This is a genomic window from Bacillus lumedeiriae (assembly GCF_044891285.1).
GTDB lineage: Bacteria > Bacillota > Bacilli > Bacillales > Domibacillaceae > Pseudobacillus > Pseudobacillus lumedeiriae.
Map to the genome: position 1 here is coordinate 25,443 of NZ_JAUIYO010000012.1, position 17,095 is coordinate 42,537.

Consider the following 17,095-nt stretch of genomic DNA (forward strand, 5'->3'; position numbering starts at 1 on the left):
ATTTATGTTAATTGAACATCCATCTTAATGGATGTTTTTTTATTGGAAAAAATCACACATAAGTGTGGATATTTTAGTGAAACGTCCGATAAAAGAATAGAGTATTTTTTATTTTTTTAATATTTGAATAATACCAGGGGATGGGAAAATTATTCATATTAGGGGAGGATGAAGCGAGTGAGGTCAATTAAAACAAAGTTAATGATTCCTCTTATTGTACTGCTTACTCTTTCATTTGCTTTTATCGTTGTTTTTATTGGATACAAAGCAGAAAAGCAGACAGAAGAAGAAGTCGTTGACCAAACGAAAAGCATTGTTAAACAGATGGGGGACTATGTTTATTTATTCTTGGCACAGTACAAGAAAAGCATAGATTTAGCTGCTCAGGATCCTGTGCTTATTAGTTATGGTGAAAACTTGCTGACAGCAGGGGATGGGAAAGGCAGACCAGCTTTAATGAATATGTACGAGCGGTACTTAAACGAATACGAAGATGCTACAAGTATTTATTATGCAACCGCTAAGGGAACTATGGATGAGTATCCAGATGTTGACTTGCCTGAAGGATATGATCCACGGGAGAGAGAGTGGTACCAAAATGCGATGGATTCAGATGGAGAAGCGGTCTGGAGTGAGCCGTACTTAGAGCAAACGTCCGGAAAGTATATGATTACTGTCTCTAAACCGGTTATTGTAGGAAACCGAACGATCGGTGTACTGGCAGCTGACATCGTTCTCGCTGTCATGACTGACAAGATGAGTGAAATGAACCTTGGTTATAATGGAATACCAATCATTATATCTAAGGAAGGTCTTGGCATCGTTCATCCGACTGATCAGGGGAAAGACTTAACGAAATATAGCTATGTGAAATCAGTTTTGGCAAGTGAACAAACGCAGGGAGCTGTTTCCTATGAATTGAAAGGATCAGATCGATTGTTCGTATATGACACAGTGGAAGAGACCGGATGGAAAATTGGGACCGGTTATGATAGGGAAGAACTTCTCAGATTATCTAAATCAATTAAAACAGCATTAACGATTACAGGCATTTTCATTCTGCTTATGATGATTACAGCCGTTCTCTATATTCTTCATCGAATTCTCGGACCGATCCGTGAGCTTCAACAGTCAGCAAGGGAAGTAGCAACCGGTGACTTAAGTGTTCAAGTACCTGTTACTTCTAAAGACGAAGTTGGCGAGCTTGCCGGAGCATTTAATGAAATGGTCAGCAGCATGAAAGGCATTATTTCTGTCGTTAATCGTTCATCAAGTGATGTAACGGGGGCTGCAGAAAACTTAGGAGCCATCTCTGAAGAAACAAATGCTTCTAGTGAACAAATCGCTGCTGCTATTAACGAAATTGCTAAAGGAGCAGCCCGATCAGCAGAAGAATCAAGTGAAGCTACAGAGCGTTCTCACCACCTTGGCAGTCAGATCAATATGATTACTAGTCAAGCAGGAGAGCTGGCTGCTGCTGCCCGTGAAACAGAAGAAATGCAAAAGGCGGGCCTTAAGCAAGTAAAGGAACTCGGATTATCTAACACAGAGACAAAAATATACATCGATGAAATGGAAACAGTCATCGTTTCCTTAGAAACAAAAATTAATGCAATTGAAATGATTATGCAGACGATCACCGACATTTCTTCACAAACGAATCTGCTCGCTTTAAACGCATCTATTGAGGCAGCTCGTGCAGGAGAACATGGAAAAGGATTTGCCATCGTAGCAGAAGAAGTACGCAAGCTGGCCGTGCAGTCTGCCCGGGCGACAGACCGGGTAAAATCGACCATCAACGATATTCAAGAAGGAGCCGGACAAGCTGTTAGTCAAATGGTAAAAACGCGGACAAACTTTGACAATCAAACAGCAGTCGTAGAAGAAACAGGTGCCGTTTTTGAGGCATTGTCTTCGCTGGTAGAAAGGATAGAGACTTCTATCGCTACTATTAATCAAGAGATCATAGAAGCGGCTGAGGCGAAAAATGAAGTGCTGCAAGTAATGGAGGGAATTGCAGCTTCCTCACAGCAATCAGCAGCGGCAAGTGAAGAAATCAGTGCTTCTGCTGATGAACAGCTTCGCGCCATTCAAGCGGTCACTGAGTCATCTGAACGTTTAATGGAACTTAGCAATGAGCTGAAAAGTGCCGTAGGCCGTTTTAAACTATATTGAGATGAAAGATCAAAGAGGCTATCCCATGAGTGTTTGACACTTCATTTGTGGGATAGCCTTATTTTGTAACGATAGGAAAAGTTGAATGAATGATTAAAGAAGGATAAAATAATAAAGATGTTAACAGTTTGAAAGAGAAAGAAACGAGCGTCATCCATTATCAGGTGAAGAAATAGTTAATGAGGTGTTTGAGTGAAGAATAACAGAATGATGACTGAAGGGATGAAAATGGCGGGGATGTTTGCCGCTTTGTTTATTGTGTCTCTTTATATCCCGATTTTAGGCCTTGCTGCCAGCCTTTTTTTGCTCCTTCCATTTTTCGTATACAGTGCGAAGTACCCGGGAAGGGCATCCATAAGCTTTGCTGCCATAGGTTTATTGATTTCTTTACTTATTGGCGGACCAGTGGCAGTACCGTTTGCCCTGTTATTTATCGTGCCGGGAACTGTGATGGGAAGCATGGTTCAAAAAAAGCGGGATAAAATTTCTGTGTTTATGGCAGGAAGTTTGCTTTTTTTGCTGAATATAGTTGTGTTATATGCAGTGATTATGGGGCTTGCCGGGGATCAGGCTGCGCAGGTCAATGAAGCATTTAAACAGTCTTACCAAGACTCTGTACAGTTAATGGAAAGTTTGGGTCAACCTTTACCAGAGGAGGCCATTGAGCAGGCACAGGAAATGTTTGACTATTTACTAGCGCTTCTGCCAAGTTTACTTGTCCTTGTTTCTTTCTTTTCTATGCTGCTGATCATGGCAGTTAATTTTCCAATCGCCAAAAGAATGTCTGTGGATGTGCCTCGTTTTAAGCCTTTCCGCGAATGGCATGTACCAAAGAGTATTTTATGGTATTATGTTCTTTTGCTGCTGCTGAGCCTAATTGCAGTCCCAGAAAAAGGAACTATGTGGTATCTTTCATACATAAATATTATGTTTATGCTGCAATTTTGTTTACTATTGCAAGGATTATCGTTTCTTTTTTTCACAGCTCATTTAAAAAAATGGCCAATCTTTATCCCGATTTTGCTGGCAACTTTCTCAATTCTTATACTTCCTCTCCTTTATATTGTAAGATTATTAGGTATAATTGACTTAGGATTTGATTTGCGGCAGCGTCTTCAACGAAAAATATAATTAATTGGGCTACTTTTATTTCTAGGAGCTGAAATGATGCTTTCTTACTATAGCAGGCGGAAAATAAAATTTCCGTTATATGGATTACTGGCAGTTTTCATGATTGTGCTTGCTGTGCTTGCTATTTTTAACTGGCAGGCAGCGGTTGCGGGGTTCATTGCAATTATGGTGCTATTTTTTCTGCTGGCGAGAGCTGAAAATAGCATATATGGCGAAGTTGAACAGTATGTTACGACTCTTTCCTATCGATTAAAAAGGGTAGGAGAAGAAGCGCTTATGGAAATGCCGATTGGGATCATTTTGTATAATAATGAGTATTACATAGAGTGGGCTAATCCTTTTCTCTCCTCTCATTTTCAAGAAGATATATTAGCAGGGAAGTCCCTTCATGACTTGTCGGCTCCCCTAATTAACATCATTAAAAATGAAAAAGAGGACATAGTTGAACTGCATGGACGTAAGTTTAACGTTATTGTAAAAAAGGAAGAAAATCTTCTTTATTTTTTTGATGTGACGGAACAGGAAGAAACGGCAAGAAGATTTTTAGAAGAGCAGACCGTTTTGTGCAGCATTTATTTAGATAACTATGATGATTTAACGCAGGGCATGGATGATCAAACACGCATTAGTTTAAACAGCATGGTGACTTCTATTTTAAATAATTGGGCACTTGAACATGGCATTTTCTTAAAAAGAATCTCTTCGGAACGCTTTTTTGCTGTATTGAATGAAAAGATCTTGTGGAAGCTTGAAGAAACCAAATTTTCAATTTTAGATGAAGTGAGAGAACAGACAGCAAAGCAGGCTGCCTCACTGACACTAAGCATCGGGGTAGGGCATGGAGAATTGTCACTGCCTGAGCTGGGGAACCTTGCTCAATCAAGTTTAGACCTTGCTCTTGGGAGGGGCGGGGATCAGGCCGCTTTGAAACAGTTAAATGGTAAAGTAAGATTTTATGGCGGCAAAACCAATCCAATGGAAAAGAGAACGCGTGTCAGAGCACGGGTAATTTCTCATGCTTTACGGGAGCTCGTGACAGAAAGTGATAAAGTTATTGTTATGGGACATAAGTATCCGGATATGGATGCGCTCGGTGCCTCGATGGGGATTCACCGTGTGGCAGAAATGAATGGACGAGAAGGATACATCGTGCTCGACTTTTCCGAAATGGATACCGCAGTGAAACGGCTAATAGCAGAAACAAAGAAAAATCCGGATCTCTACTCAAGAATTATTACGCCGGAAGAAGCGCTCGGTCTAGCAACAGATGATACGCTGCTTGTAGTAGTTGATACTCATAAACCATCGTTAGTGATCGATGAGAAGCTGCTTCATAAAGTGGAGAAAGTGGTTGTGATCGACCACCATCGCCGCGGTGAAGAGTTTGTGAAGAATCCATTGCTTGTTTACATGGAGCCTTATGCTTCCTCAACGGCTGAGCTGATTACGGAACTGCTTGAATATCAGCCGAAGGTCAGCAAGCTTTCTATGCTGGAGGCGACGGCACTGCTTGCGGGAATTATCGTTGATACGAAAAGCTTTTCGCTGCGGACAGGGTCCAGGACATTTGATGCGGCGTCTTATTTGCGAGCACGCGGGGCTGATACTGTACTTGTTCAACAGTTTTTGAAAGAAGATGTTGATACGTATATTCAACGTTCACAAATCATTGAAACCGTATACTTTTACAACAAAGGAATTGCGATTGCAAAAGGCAGTGAAGAAGAAACATATGATCCTGTGTTGATCGCTCAAGCAGCAGATACACTCCTTTCGATGGACGGGGTACAGGCTTCATTCGTTATTGCCCGGAGAGCACCGAATACGGTTGGCATCAGTGCACGCTCACTTGGAGAAGTTAACGTGCAAGTTGTCATGGAACAATTAGAAGGGGGAGGCCACTTGTCTAATGCGGCCACTCAGTTGAAAGAAGTAACTGTTATAGAAGCAGAAAAAATGCTTCAACAAGTAATAACAAATCTATATGAAGGAGACGGTGAAAAATGAAAGTAATTTTCTTGCAGGACGTAAAAGGAAAAGGGAAAAAAGGCGAAGTAAAAAATGTAGCGGACGGATATGCCCATAACTTTTTAATTAAAAATGGCCTAGCTGTAGAAGCGACAGCGGGCAATAAAAAAACATTGGAAGCTCAAAAGAAAAAAGAGGCAGAGCTTGCTCAGCAGGAGCTAGAAGAAGCGAAGCAGTTAAAAGAGGTAATAGAAAAGCTGACAGTAGAAATTAAAGCGAAGTCCGGTGAAGGAGGCCGCTTGTTTGGCTCCGTGACGACGAAGCAAATTGCAGAGGAATTAAAGAAAACCCACAATATAAAAATTGACAAACGTAAAATGGATCTTCCTGAAGGAATTCGGGCGCTTGGCTATACGAATGTACCTGTTAAGCTGCATAATGAAGTATTTGCCACACTAAAAGTTCACACAGTAGAGGAAAAATAACGCGTTTCATGCTAAAATAATAAGGTTGAAAAAATGTGATCGGATTTTTCTGATCACATTTTTTTTAACAAATAGACAGTTAGCAAAGGAAGAAACAATCCTTCCTTCAAGGAGGTTCAGGTAATGAGTGATTTGTTGACTGATCGAATCCCGCCGCAAAGCATTGAGGGGGAGCAGGCAGTGCTTGGTGCGATTTTTCTAGAGCCGGCTGCGTTAACTGTGGCCTCCGAAATTTTAATTCCGGAAGACTATTACCGGACGGCCCATCAGAAAATATATCACACGATGCTGAAACTGAATGATCAAGGGAAAGCAGTCGATGTGATCACTGTGACAGAAGAGCTTGCCGCGGCAAAAGAACTTGAGGATGTCGGAGGCGTGACGTATTTAACGGAGCTTGCGGAATCTGTACCAACAGCTGCTAATATTGAATATTATGCCCGCATTGTGGAAGAGAAATCGCTTTTACGCCGGCTCATTCGTACAGCTACAACGATTGCACAGGATGGATACACCCGTGAAGACGAAGTAGATGCTTTATTAAATGAAGCAGAAAAAAGCATTATGGAAGTTGCTCAGCGCAAGAATACAAGTGCTTTTCATAATATAAAAGATGTTCTCGTACGTACGTATGACAATATTGAACTGCTCCACAACCGCAAAGGGGACGTCACAGGTATTCCTACTGGATTTGCGGACCTTGACAGCATGACTGCCGGTTTTCAGCGAAATGATCTTATTATCGTTGCTGCCCGGCCCTCTGTTGGTAAAACCGCTTTTGCCTTGAATATTGCCCAAAACGTAGCGACGAAAACCGATGAAAATGTCGCGATTTTTAGTTTGGAAATGGGAGCCGAACAGCTCGTTATGCGGATGCTATGTGCAGAGGGCAATATTAATGCCCAAAACTTACGGACCGGCTCCCTGACAGATGAGGACTGGCGGAAGCTGACGATGGCGATGGGCAGTTTGTCTAATTCCGGTATTTTCATTGATGATACACCTGGTGTGCGTATTGGCGAAATCCGTGCAAAGTGCCGCCGTTTAAAACAGGAGCAGGGTCTCGGCATGATCTTGATTGATTATTTACAACTCATTCAAGGAAGTGGACGCTCCGGTGAAAACCGTCAGCAGGAAGTTTCAGAGATTTCCCGCTCCCTAAAAGCGCTTGCCCGTGAATTAGAAGTCCCGGTTATTGCACTGTCCCAGCTTTCGCGTGGAGTGGAGCAGCGTCAGGACAAGCGTCCGATGATGTCTGATATTCGTGAATCGGGATCGATTGAGCAAGATGCCGACATTGTTGCTTTTTTATATCGGGATGACTATTATGACAAAGAGTCTGAGAACAAGAATATTATTGAAATTATTATAGCGAAACAACGGAATGGCCCCGTCGGTACTGTTCAGCTTGCTTTTGTCAAAGAATATAATAAGTTCGTGAACCTGGAACGGAGATTCGAGGAAACCGGATAATGAAAAAATGATATTTATACGAACAAAAATATAATTAAGTTATTGAATGTTCGTATTTCACGTTTGACTTCTTTATTTTTAAATTGTTAAAATAAATCTGGTGAAAGATTAAGAAATTAATGGACCCTTTGGAGGTGCTTATTCATGTCATCAGTAGTAGTAGTTGGAACACAGTGGGGCGATGAAGGAAAAGGAAAGATTACTGATTTCCTTTCAGAGAATGCAGAAGTGGTGGCTCGTTACCAAGGCGGTAACAATGCAGGACATACGATTAAATTCAACAATGTGACGTACAAGCTTCATTTAATTCCATCAGGCATTTTTTACAGTGATAAAATTTGTGTGATCGGCAATGGAATGGTCGTTGATCCAAAAGCACTGGTTCAAGAATTGAAGTATTTACATGATCACAACATATCAACAGAAAATTTGCGTATTAGTAATCGCGCACACGTGATCCTTCCGTATCATTTAAGAATTGATGAAATAGAAGAAGAACGTAAAGGCGCCAATAAAATCGGTACGACGAAAAAAGGCATCGGGCCTGCTTATATGGATAAAGCAGCTCGGATCGGTATTCGTATAGCAGACCTTTTAGACCGCAAAGCATTTGAAGAAAAGCTAACCCGCAACTTAGAAGAAAAAAATCGTTTGCTTGAACGTTTTTATGAATCAGAAGGCTTCCAACTGAATGATATACTTGCTGAGTACTATGAATATGGCCAACAAATTAAACAATACGTATGCGATACATCTGTTGTTTTAAACGATGCTTTAGACCATGGACGCCGTGTATTATTTGAAGGTGCCCAGGGTGTCATGCTCGATATTGACCAAGGGACGTACCCATTCGTTACCTCTTCTAACCCAGTTGCCGGCGGTGTAACGATTGGTTCTGGTGTTGGTCCCACGAAAATTACTCATGTTGTCGGTGTAGCTAAAGCTTACACGAGCCGTGTAGGGGATGGCCCTTTCCCGACGGAGCTTCATGATGAAATTGGTCATCAAATTCGTGAGGTGGGGCGTGAATATGGTACAACTACAGGCCGTCCGCGCCGTGTTGGCTGGTTTGACAGTGTCGTTGTCCGCCATGCACGCCGTGTCAGCGGTTTGACCGATCTTTCCCTTAACTCCATTGATGTGCTGACAGGGATTGAGACCGTGAAAATCTGTGTCGCTTATAGCTACAAAGGTGAAGTGATCGAAGAGTATCCGGCAAACCTTAATATTTTAGCTGAATGTACACCTATATACGAAGAGCTTTCAGGCTGGACAGAAGATATTACTGGCTGCCGCACGTTAAACGAACTTCCTGTCAATGCCCGTCATTATTTAGAACGTGTTTCTCAACTGACAGGTATTCCATTATCAACGTTCTCGGTAGGTCCAGACCGTGCTCAAACGAATATTGTCCGCAGTGTGTGGGCACAAAGATAATTCATGGATGAGTAGAAGTGAACTCAAAAGGACTTGCTATTTTAGTCTTGAGTTCACTTCTTTTTTATATTTGTTTAGGGTGCTTTGTGTTTAGGTAAAATTGCATTGCAATAGTTTTATGTTTTTCGACAATTTTTTTCAAAAATCTATTGTCAGCTATTTAAGCGTGTGATAATATTAACAACGTTATTGTTAATAAGCACAGTTAAGAGCCATTAGCTCAGTTGGTAGAGCATCTGACTTTTAATCAGAGGGTCGAAGGTTCGAGTCCTTCATGGCTCACCATTCCTATAAAATGGCCCGTTGGTCAAGCGGTTAAGACACCGCCCTTTCACGGCGGTAACACGGGTTCGAATCCCGTACGGGTCATTAGAAAAGCGTAAGGCGCCTGCTCAGCGGCGACGGTGAGCTGTTAACGCCTTCAGCTAGACAAAATTCAACGTATTTACGGTCCGGTAGTTCAGTTGGTTAGAATGCCTGCCTGTCACGCAGGAGGTCGCGGGTTCGAGTCCCGTCCGGACCGCCATTTTAAAACCGTTTGATTTTACGTTTATGAATCCTATTTTCCTAGATGACGGCCATGACCTTCCTGAATTCACTTCAACGTTGGCCGCATCATTTTTTATTAGGTTCAGCAGCTCCGTTGGCAGAGCATACCCCAGTAATCCTCGAAGCGATACATCAGCGAGCAGCTGTTTGCATTTACTTCTCGAGAGCGGGTCGATAGACAAGCCGATATTCTTTTATGAAATACTCTTATTATGGCTCAGTAGCTCAGTCGGTAGAGCAATGGACTGAAAATCCATGTGTCGGCGGTTCGATTCCGTCCTGAGCCACTTAAAGAAGCATTGCGACGATCATTTACTCTCGCAGTGCTTTTTTTCATAGTCAAGAAAAATGTTCCAATTGTTTAGAACTGGTGAAAAACATTGTTTTTCATGATAAAGTTAGTGAGAGCAAATGAAGTATGATAAGAATGTCTGGTCGTTGGTTTCTGCAGCGGCCTGTTTGTAGTAGATCGGCTGCTATCGCTTGTGTGGAGCGATAGACTAAATAAATTTTTAAAAGAAATATGATAAAATAATAGAACCATTCTTTCTAAAGAAATGAGGAGAACGCTATGCAGAAGAAAATATTGGTCGTAGATGATGAGAGGCCGATTGCAGATATTTTACAATTCAATTTAAAAAAAGAAGGATATGACGTTCATTGTGCTTATGATGGCGATCAAGCCGTAGAAATGGTAGAGGAATTGCAGCCCGATTTAATTTTGTTGGACATCATGCTTCCTGGACGTGATGGCATGGAAGTATGCCGGGAAGTAAGAAAAAAATATGAGATGCCGATTGTGATGCTAACGGCAAAAGACTCAGAGATTGATAAAGTTCTTGGTCTTGAGCTGGGGGCAGATGATTATGTGACGAAGCCATTTAGTACGCGAGAGTTAATTGCCCGTGTGAAGGCAAACTTGCGCCGCCATCAGACTGTTCCTGTCCAATCGGAGGAAGAAGAAGATACAAATGAAATTTCAGTGGGGATGTTAACGATTCATCCAGACGCGTATGTCGTTTCTAAGCGTGGTGAGACCATTGAATTAACGCATCGTGAGTTCGAATTGCTGCATTATTTAGCAAAGCATATTGGACAAGTAATGACGAGGGAACATTTGCTGCAGACCGTGTGGGGATACGATTATTACGGGGATGTACGCACAGTGGACGTTACTGTTCGGCGTCTTCGTGAAAAGATTGAAGATAACCCAAGCCATCCTTCTTGGATTGTAACGAGAAGAGGGGTAGGCTATTACTTGCGCAACCCTGAACAGGAGTAACGTACATGAAAAGAGTCGGCTTTTTTCGATCAATACAACTGAAGTTTGTATTAATTTATGTATTGCTGATTTTGTTTGCTATGCAAATCATTGGTGTTTATTTTGTAAAGGAACTAGAAGAAAAGCTCCTTACGAATTTTAAAACATCCTTACAAGAGCGGGTCAATCTTCTTGAATACAACTTAAGGGAAGAAATGCTGAAAGAACGGACGGAAGAAACACCGACTCTTGAGCAGGACATTCGCAGAATATTGGAAGACTTTTCAGCATCCGATGTATCTGAGGTCAGGGTAATTGATCACAATAGCCGTATCATCGGAACATCTGATTCCAATAGGCAGGGAATTATTGGACAGAGAATAACCGACATTGCGGTTAAACGGACACTTTCTTTTGGCGCTGAAGAAGATAAAATGTATATCGATCAGCAATCGAACAGGCGTATTTGGGTATATACTTCACCCATTATGTCTAATCGCAAACCGATTGGAGCGATATATTTAATCGGAAAAGCAGAAACCGTTTTTAGTCAGATGGAAGAGATTAATGAAATCCTTTTTTCAGCTACTGCCTTGGCTTTAGTGTTAACAGCTGTATTGGGAGTGTTACTAGCCCGTACTATTACCCGTCCGATTACTGATATGCGACGACAGGCTGTTGCGCTGGGAAAAGGAAACTTTTCACGCAAAGTAAAAGTATACGGGCAGGATGAGATTGGTGAATTGGCTGTTACTTTTAACAATTTAACGAAGCGGCTGCAAGAAGCGCAGGCAACGACAGAAGGGGAAAGAAGAAAGCTTTCTTCTGTCTTGGCTTATATGACTGACGGGGTCATTGCGACCGATCGAAAAGGACGAGTCATTTTAATTAATGAACCAGCTGTAGGACTGTTGGATGTTTCACGTGAAACAGCTATTTCGCAGCCGATCACCGAGCTGCTTGGTCTTGAGAAGGAATATACGTTTGACGATTTACTCAATGAACAGGATTCAGTTATTTTGGATTACAGTGATGATGATGAGCCGTATATTTTGCGGGCGAATTTTTCAGTGATTCAGAAAGATACCGGTTTTGTGAACGGATTGATTACTGTTCTTCACGATATTACAGAGCAAGAGAAAATTGAGATGGACCGCCGTGAATTTGTTGCTAATGTGTCGCATGAGCTAAGAACACCGTTGACAACGATGAGAAGCTATTTAGAAGCGCTGGCAGAAGGAGCCTGGCGGGATGAGGATATTGCCCCGCATTTTCTTGAAGTAACGCAAACGGAAACAGAACGAATGATTCGTCTTGTGAATGATTTGCTGCAGTTGACTAAGTTTGACAGCCGTGATTTCCAATTAACGAAAAAAGATGTCGACTTCACCGAGTTTTTTGATAAAATTATTGACCGGTTTGAGATGACGAAGTCCCAGGAAGTTACATTTAAGAGGCAGATGCCCCGCTACCCTATTTATGCAGAAATCGATACAGATAAATTAACGCAGGTGATTGATAACATTATTTCTAACGCATTAAAGTATTCTCCACAAGGCGGACAAGTTACTTTTAAAGTAGAAGAAAAAAGCGATGAAATTGTCGTTAGTATCCGAGATCAAGGAATGGGGATTCCAAAGAAAAACCTTGAGCGGATATTTGAACGCTTTTATCGTGTGGACCGGGCACGATCCCGTAAAATGGGCGGAACCGGTTTAGGACTCGCCATAGCGAAAGAAATAATTACTGCTCATGACGGCCACATTTGGGCAAAAAGCGTTGAAGGAAAAGGAACGACTATTTTCTTTACTCTTCCATATGAGCTGTCTCAAGAGGATGATTGGTCATGAATTACGAAAAAGTGAAATCAATTGGATTAGCAGTGCTCGTAGTTATTAGTATTATTTTGACGTTAAGCATTTGGAACTACCAACCAAATTACGAAACGATCAAGAAGGATAATATTCATGAAGTATCGTCGATCAGTGAAAAGAAAGATGCTTCTTATTTGATTAAGCCTTCTAAAGTTCTATTTCATAAAGAAGGCGAACATTATGGATCGACAAGAGATATAGAAACAGATGAAGTTATGAAAGAAATGCAAAAGTGGACTTTTACAAGTGCCATAAGTGTATCTAAGGGAATGACTGAAAAAGAATTTGATGAACTGCTGCATGGAGAAAATCGCTTAGAGCTCGTTTTTCCTACTTACGTTCCACTCTATATGATGGACACCATTATTGTATTTGAAGATGATTCTGTGCCTAATGCTATGTTTGACCGGATCATTATTACAGACGTAGATACTCAGGAGAAACGGGCAAGCGTGTATTTTGTTTCAACAAAAGAGCGGCTCGTCTTTCAAAGTCAAGTGTTATCGCTGAACCTTTCTGCGTTTAAAAAACAATTTATTAAAGGAGCAGAAAAGTGGGAATCGTATGTTCACTATCCACTTGTGGCAAATGGACAACTATTTCTTCCAGAAGAACAGCCTGTATTATCTAGATATAAATATTTGCCGGACGACATTAATATAGAAGATTTTAAAGATTTGCTGTTCAGTGATCCAAGCTTAGTGAAAAAAGTGCCGAAGACGAATGGTGAAGAGTACACAGACGGTTCCACGTTAATGAAAGTAGATTACAACACGCATATGATATCTTATGTGAATCCTGCAAAAGAATCTGAAACTAATCCTTCCGGAAGCTTGTATGATTTGTTGGACAAAAGCATTAAATTTATTAATGAGCATAGCGGCTGGACAGATCAGTATCGGCTGTTCGAAGCGCAGCAGGGATCATCTACAGTACGCTACCGCTTGTTTAAAAATGGTCTGCCGGTGTTCAATAACCAAGGAATGGCGGAGATTGTGCAGATGTGGGGAAAAGATAAGATTTTCCAATATGTGCGTCCCTATTTTACACTTGATATTTCCCTGCCGCTTCCATCTGATGAAGAAGAAATTATTTTGCCCGATAGTACATCGGCATTAAAGCAAGTGAAAAAGCGAGAGGATTTTAATCCGGAGCTGCTAGAAGATATGGCAGTCGGCTATCAATTGCAGTCGGATTCACAATCACCGAAAGTCATTGTTCTTGAGCCTGCCTGGTTTTATAAATATGAAGGCAGCTGGAGACAACTTTCATTTATCGAGGATACGGAGGGAAGCTTCCATGGATTGGAGTAAAACGAAAACTATTTTTATAACTGTTTTCTTCATCTTGGACCTTTTTCTCCTGGCGGTATTTTTCAATAAGCATAGTGCCAGCCAGTTCGAATTTATTAAAGAAGCATCAATTGAAGATAAATTAAAATCATACAACATTGAGTACGAAAAATTGCCCGAAGAAGTGAGCGAAGAAACGATCATTACGGCAAAAACAAAAAGTTTCACAAAAAAAGAGACCACTCACTTGTTAAACCAAACGATCGAGCTGTCAGATGATCCACCGGTTTTATCTAGCCATCTGCAAAAACCTGTTAAATTAAGTCAGAAAAAGCTGGACGGACTGAAATCATTTGTTGATTCACATGTTCTTTTCGGCGGTCAGTATCGCTATTGGGGCATGAATGATGAAAAAAATGTCGCTATTTTTTATCAGCAATATGATCAGAAAAGAATGTTTGAAAACATTAATGGCAAGCTGGAAATTGAATTGAATGACAACGGAGATATCGTTTCTTACCGGCAGACGCTGCTGAGGGACTTAAAGAAAAATGGTCAGAAAGAAAGCATATTATCTGCCCATCAGGCCATTCAGACACTTTATAAAAATGGTTTAATTAAACCGAACAGTAAAATTTCTAATGCTGAACTCGGTTATTATACTGTTGTACAGTTAACAGAATTACAAGTGCTTTCGCCTACTTGGTATTTCAAAATTAGAAACGGTGAGAATACGGAAGAAGTATACGTAAATGCTTTAGACGGATCCATTCATAAAAATGAAAAAAACAGCCGATTGTAAGTGGAGTGAAGCAATATGACGATGCGTTTTAGTGTTCTGGCAAGCGGTAGTACAGGAAATGCGTTTTACGTTGAAACAGATGAACAGGCTTTTCTAGTGGATGCTGGGGTGAGCGGCAAACAAATGGAGGCACTGTTTTCGTCTATTGATCGAGAGGTTAACAATTTATCCGGTATTTTAGTGACGCATGAACATAGCGATCATATTAAGGGACTCGGCGTCCTTGCGAGAAAGTATAAGCTGCCGATTTATGCGAATGAAAAAACATGGCGGGCAATGGAGCCATTAATCGGGAAGATCGATACAGAACAAAAGTTTACGTTCGACATGGAGACCGTCCGAAACTTTGGAAACCTTGAGATCGAATCATTCGGAGTATCGCACGACGCAGCTGAGCCGATGTTCTACGTCTTTCATCATGAAGGAAAAAAGCTAGTATTAATTACGGATACAGGCTATGTAAGTGACCGTATGAAAGGAACAATTAAAGATGCGGATGCTTACATATTTGAAAGCAATCACGATGTTCAAATGCTGCGTGTCGGCCGCTATCCGTGGAATATTAAGCGCCGCATTTTAGGTGACTTTGGCCACGTGTCGAACGAAGATGCCGCGATTGCGATGAGTGAAGTTATTGGTGACCGGACAAAACGTATTTACCTGGCTCACTTAAGTCAGGACAATAATATGAAAGACTTGGCCGAAATGAGTGTAACGCAAACGCTCAAAATGAAAGATATGCCGGTTGGCGATCAGTTTGAACTGCTTCATACTGATCCAAAAGTTCCAACAATCTTGACAGAGCTTTAAGAGATAGAAAACCGTCTGACGACTGTTGGTCAGGCGGTTTTCTCGTTTGTTTGATTGTCTAGATAAACACAACAACCGCGCAGTGACAGACATTGCATATTTGTTGAATTTTTCATTTGAAGCGTTATAATTTGTGCTACATGGGGAAAATAAGTGACAGTATGGATGGAAAGGGTGAGGTGTTTGGGTTTTTATGATGATGATGGCAGAGTGGACCGAAACCGGCGCGGCCCTAGTAAAAGCGGGTACTTTCTGGCAAGTCTTGCGGGGCTTATTTTAGGTGCACTGCTTGTGATTGCTGTTCTTCCTAAACTTGTGGATTATAATCTTCTGCCGGGTGAAGCGGGTAATGAACAAGTTCAAATTGAACGAAATAATGAACAGCCAAGAGGACAGAGTGTATCATTGAATGTAACGACTGATGTAACAAAAGCTGTGGATAAAGCGCAGGACACGGTCGTTGGGATTACAAATATTCAATCGGGAAACTTTTGGGAAGGAGAATCTGCACAGCCGGCTGGAACAGGTTCGGGTGTTATTTATAAAAAAGCTGGAAATAAGGCATATATTGTGACCAATAATCATGTGATCGAAGGGGCGCAGCAGCTCGAGGTGACGCTTGCAGATGGAACAAAATTACCAGCCAAACTTCGCGGAACAGATATTTGGAGTGATCTTGCCGTCATTGAAGTAGACGGAAAAAATATAAAAAAAGTCGCTGAATTTGGTGACTCCGATGCACTAAAAATTGGTGAACCGGTGATTGCGATTGGGAATCCACTCGGTCTAGAGTTCTCTGGATCCGTTACTCAAGGAGTGATTTCTGGTCTTGAGCGCACGATTCCGGTGGATATTAATGGTGACAACATTCTCGATTGGCAGGCGGAAGTATTACAAACAGATGCCGCCATTAACCCTGGGAACAGTGGGGGAGCACTCGTGAATATTGCCGGTCAGGTAATTGGTATCAATTCGATGAAAATTGCTCAGAACGCGGTAGAAGGAATCGGCTTGTCTATCCCCATTAACTTTGCTAAACCAATTATCGATAGTTTAGAGAGCAAAGGGGAAATGATCCGGCCTGCGATGGGAGTACAGCTGCGGAACGTCAGCGAAGTCCCAGCTTACCATCAGCAAGAAACGCTGAAGCTTCCGAGAAACATTACGGAAGGAGCGATGATCGAACAAGTTCTGCCAAATACACCAGCATCCAAAGCCGGACTGCAGGAACTTGATGTGATTGTAAAGATGGATCATCAAGAAGTGCGGGATGTTTTAGAACTTCGCAAATACATGTATAATGAGAAAAAAGTCGGCGATAGAGTAGAAGTGACTTTTTATCGTAATGGAAAACAGCACACAGTGACAATGACGCTTACATCAGAAGAAACATTTTAAGTAAAAGACGCAGAAAAGCTTTATGCTCTTCTGCGCTTTTTCGTGATAAAATAAAATCGTAAAGGAGTGAACAAAATGATTTATTGCTGCCAAGAGCACGTGGAACTTGCACTCGATATTGTTGTAGATGAGTACGAAACAGCACCGGTGATTGAAAAGGTGGAAGAAGAAAAAAAGACATGTGAATATTGTCAAAACGAGGCGGAATATGTAGTAGCAAACTAATATTCGCCTACTATATGTGGATAGATATTGTGAGTATGTGTATAACTTTTTGGAAAAGTTAAAAAATAGCTGTGGATAGTCAAATGGGAGCGACTTATACACAAGTGCGCTCTTTTTTATATGCGTGTAGAAAGAAATATGACCGCTATTTATGACAAAAGGCGTCATTTTTCAAAAAACATGGAAAAAATGGTCGAAAAATAACAAATCGAGTG

The 17,095-nt window shown here is 41.4% G+C and carries 13 protein-coding genes, 4 tRNA genes and 1 pseudogene; all 18 read left to right on the forward strand.

Going from position 1 to position 17,095, the window contains the following annotated elements; all coding sequences use genetic code 11:
* Positions 1-201: 201 nt before the first annotated feature.
* Positions 202-1,224: pseudogene (locus QYG89_RS13080) on the forward strand (cache domain-containing protein); the annotation flags it as partial.
* 12 nt (positions 1,225-1,236) lie between these two features.
* On the forward strand, positions 1,237-2,175 hold the full coding sequence (locus tag QYG89_RS13085; RefSeq protein WP_404318125.1) for a methyl-accepting chemotaxis protein: 939 nt from the start codon (positions 1,237-1,239) through the stop codon (positions 2,173-2,175).
* Positions 2,176-2,367: 192 nt separating this feature from the next.
* Positions 2,368-3,306 carry a YybS family protein gene (locus QYG89_RS13090; RefSeq protein WP_404318024.1) on the forward strand — a complete coding sequence of 313 codons (939 nt, stop codon included), beginning with the start codon at positions 2,368-2,370 and terminating at the stop codon, positions 3,304-3,306.
* 36 nt (positions 3,307-3,342) lie between these two features.
* Positions 3,343-5,313: a DHH family phosphoesterase gene (locus QYG89_RS13095; RefSeq protein ID WP_404318126.1), complete on the forward strand. Its 1,971-nt coding sequence runs from the start codon at positions 3,343-3,345 to the stop codon at positions 5,311-5,313.
* Complete coding sequence (rplI, locus tag QYG89_RS13100; RefSeq protein ID WP_404318027.1) at positions 5,310-5,759, forward strand: 50S ribosomal protein L9; 450 nt, start codon at positions 5,310-5,312, stop codon at positions 5,757-5,759. Before QYG89_RS13095 ends, rplI begins: the two co-directional genes overlap by 4 nt.
* Positions 5,760-5,882: 123 nt before the next feature.
* A complete protein-coding gene (gene dnaB / locus QYG89_RS13105; RefSeq protein ID WP_404318028.1) occupies positions 5,883-7,232 on the forward strand; it encodes a replicative DNA helicase in 1,350 nt (449 codons plus the stop codon).
* Positions 7,233-7,376: 144 nt separating this feature from the next.
* Positions 7,377-8,669, forward strand: a complete 1,293-nt coding sequence (locus QYG89_RS13110) for an adenylosuccinate synthase (RefSeq protein ID WP_404318030.1) — start codon at positions 7,377-7,379, stop codon at positions 8,667-8,669.
* 209 nt (positions 8,670-8,878) lie between these two features.
* Positions 8,879-8,954: transfer RNA gene (locus QYG89_RS13115), tRNA-Lys, on the forward strand.
* Between the two features lie 12 nt (positions 8,955-8,966).
* Positions 8,967-9,038: transfer RNA gene (locus tag QYG89_RS13120), tRNA-Glu, on the forward strand.
* Positions 9,039-9,118: 80 nt separating this feature from the next.
* A tRNA-Asp gene (locus QYG89_RS13125) sits at positions 9,119-9,195 on the forward strand.
* A gap of 237 nt (positions 9,196-9,432) precedes the next feature.
* A tRNA-Phe gene (locus QYG89_RS13130) sits at positions 9,433-9,505 on the forward strand.
* 284 nt (positions 9,506-9,789) lie between these two features.
* Entirely contained in the window at positions 9,790-10,500 is a 711-nt protein-coding gene (yycF, locus tag QYG89_RS13135; protein ID WP_404318032.1) for a response regulator YycF, read from the forward strand.
* A gap of 5 nt (positions 10,501-10,505) precedes the next feature.
* The gene (gene walK / locus QYG89_RS13140; RefSeq protein WP_404318034.1) at positions 10,506-12,329 is read left to right on the forward strand and encodes a cell wall metabolism sensor histidine kinase WalK; all 1,824 of its coding nucleotides are present in this window, start codon (positions 10,506-10,508) and stop codon (positions 12,327-12,329) included.
* A complete protein-coding gene (locus QYG89_RS13145) occupies positions 12,326-13,666 on the forward strand; it encodes a YycH family regulatory protein (RefSeq protein WP_404318036.1) in 1,341 nt (446 codons plus the stop codon). Before walK ends, QYG89_RS13145 begins: the two co-directional genes overlap by 4 nt.
* Positions 13,653-14,447 (forward strand): two-component system regulatory protein YycI, encoded by a 795-nt coding sequence (locus tag QYG89_RS13150; protein WP_404318038.1) that lies wholly within the window; start codon positions 13,653-13,655, stop codon positions 14,445-14,447. Before QYG89_RS13145 ends, QYG89_RS13150 begins: the two co-directional genes overlap by 14 nt.
* Before the next feature lie 15 nt (positions 14,448-14,462).
* A complete protein-coding gene (locus QYG89_RS13155) occupies positions 14,463-15,257 on the forward strand; it encodes an MBL fold metallo-hydrolase (protein ID WP_404318040.1) in 795 nt (264 codons plus the stop codon).
* Between the two features lie 183 nt (positions 15,258-15,440).
* A complete protein-coding gene (locus tag QYG89_RS13160; protein ID WP_404318128.1) occupies positions 15,441-16,655 on the forward strand; it encodes a S1C family serine protease in 1,215 nt (404 codons plus the stop codon).
* Between the two features lie 75 nt (positions 16,656-16,730).
* Entirely contained in the window at positions 16,731-16,880 is a 150-nt protein-coding gene (locus QYG89_RS13165) for a CxxH/CxxC protein (protein WP_404318042.1), read from the forward strand.
* The last annotated feature ends 215 nt before the right edge of the window (positions 16,881-17,095 follow it).

Excerpts from the sequence above, each read along its gene's own strand:
- QYG89_RS13165 (WP_404318042.1), top strand. The coding sequence starts at position 16,731 with ATGATTTATTGCTGCCAAGAGCACGTGGAACTTGCACTCGATATTGTT.
- dnaB (WP_404318028.1), top strand. The coding sequence starts at position 5,883 with ATGAGTGATTTGTTGACTGATCGAATCCCGCCGCAAAGCATTGAGGGG.
- QYG89_RS13110 (WP_404318030.1), top strand. The coding sequence starts at position 7,377 with ATGTCATCAGTAGTAGTAGTTGGAACACAGTGGGGCGATGAAGGAAAA.
- walK (WP_404318034.1), top strand. The coding sequence starts at position 10,506 with ATGAAAAGAGTCGGCTTTTTTCGATCAATACAACTGAAGTTTGTATTA.
- yycF (WP_404318032.1), top strand. The coding sequence starts at position 9,790 with ATGCAGAAGAAAATATTGGTCGTAGATGATGAGAGGCCGATTGCAGAT.
- QYG89_RS13155 (WP_404318040.1), top strand. The coding sequence starts at position 14,463 with ATGACGATGCGTTTTAGTGTTCTGGCAAGCGGTAGTACAGGAAATGCG.
- QYG89_RS13095 (WP_404318126.1), top strand. The coding sequence starts at position 3,343 with ATGCTTTCTTACTATAGCAGGCGGAAAATAAAATTTCCGTTATATGGA.
- QYG89_RS13150 (WP_404318038.1), top strand. The coding sequence starts at position 13,653 with ATGGATTGGAGTAAAACGAAAACTATTTTTATAACTGTTTTCTTCATC.
- rplI (WP_404318027.1), top strand. The coding sequence starts at position 5,310 with ATGAAAGTAATTTTCTTGCAGGACGTAAAAGGAAAAGGGAAAAAAGGC.
- QYG89_RS13085 (WP_404318125.1), top strand. The coding sequence starts at position 1,237 with ATGAAAGGCATTATTTCTGTCGTTAATCGTTCATCAAGTGATGTAACG.
- QYG89_RS13145 (WP_404318036.1), top strand. The coding sequence starts at position 12,326 with ATGAATTACGAAAAAGTGAAATCAATTGGATTAGCAGTGCTCGTAGTT.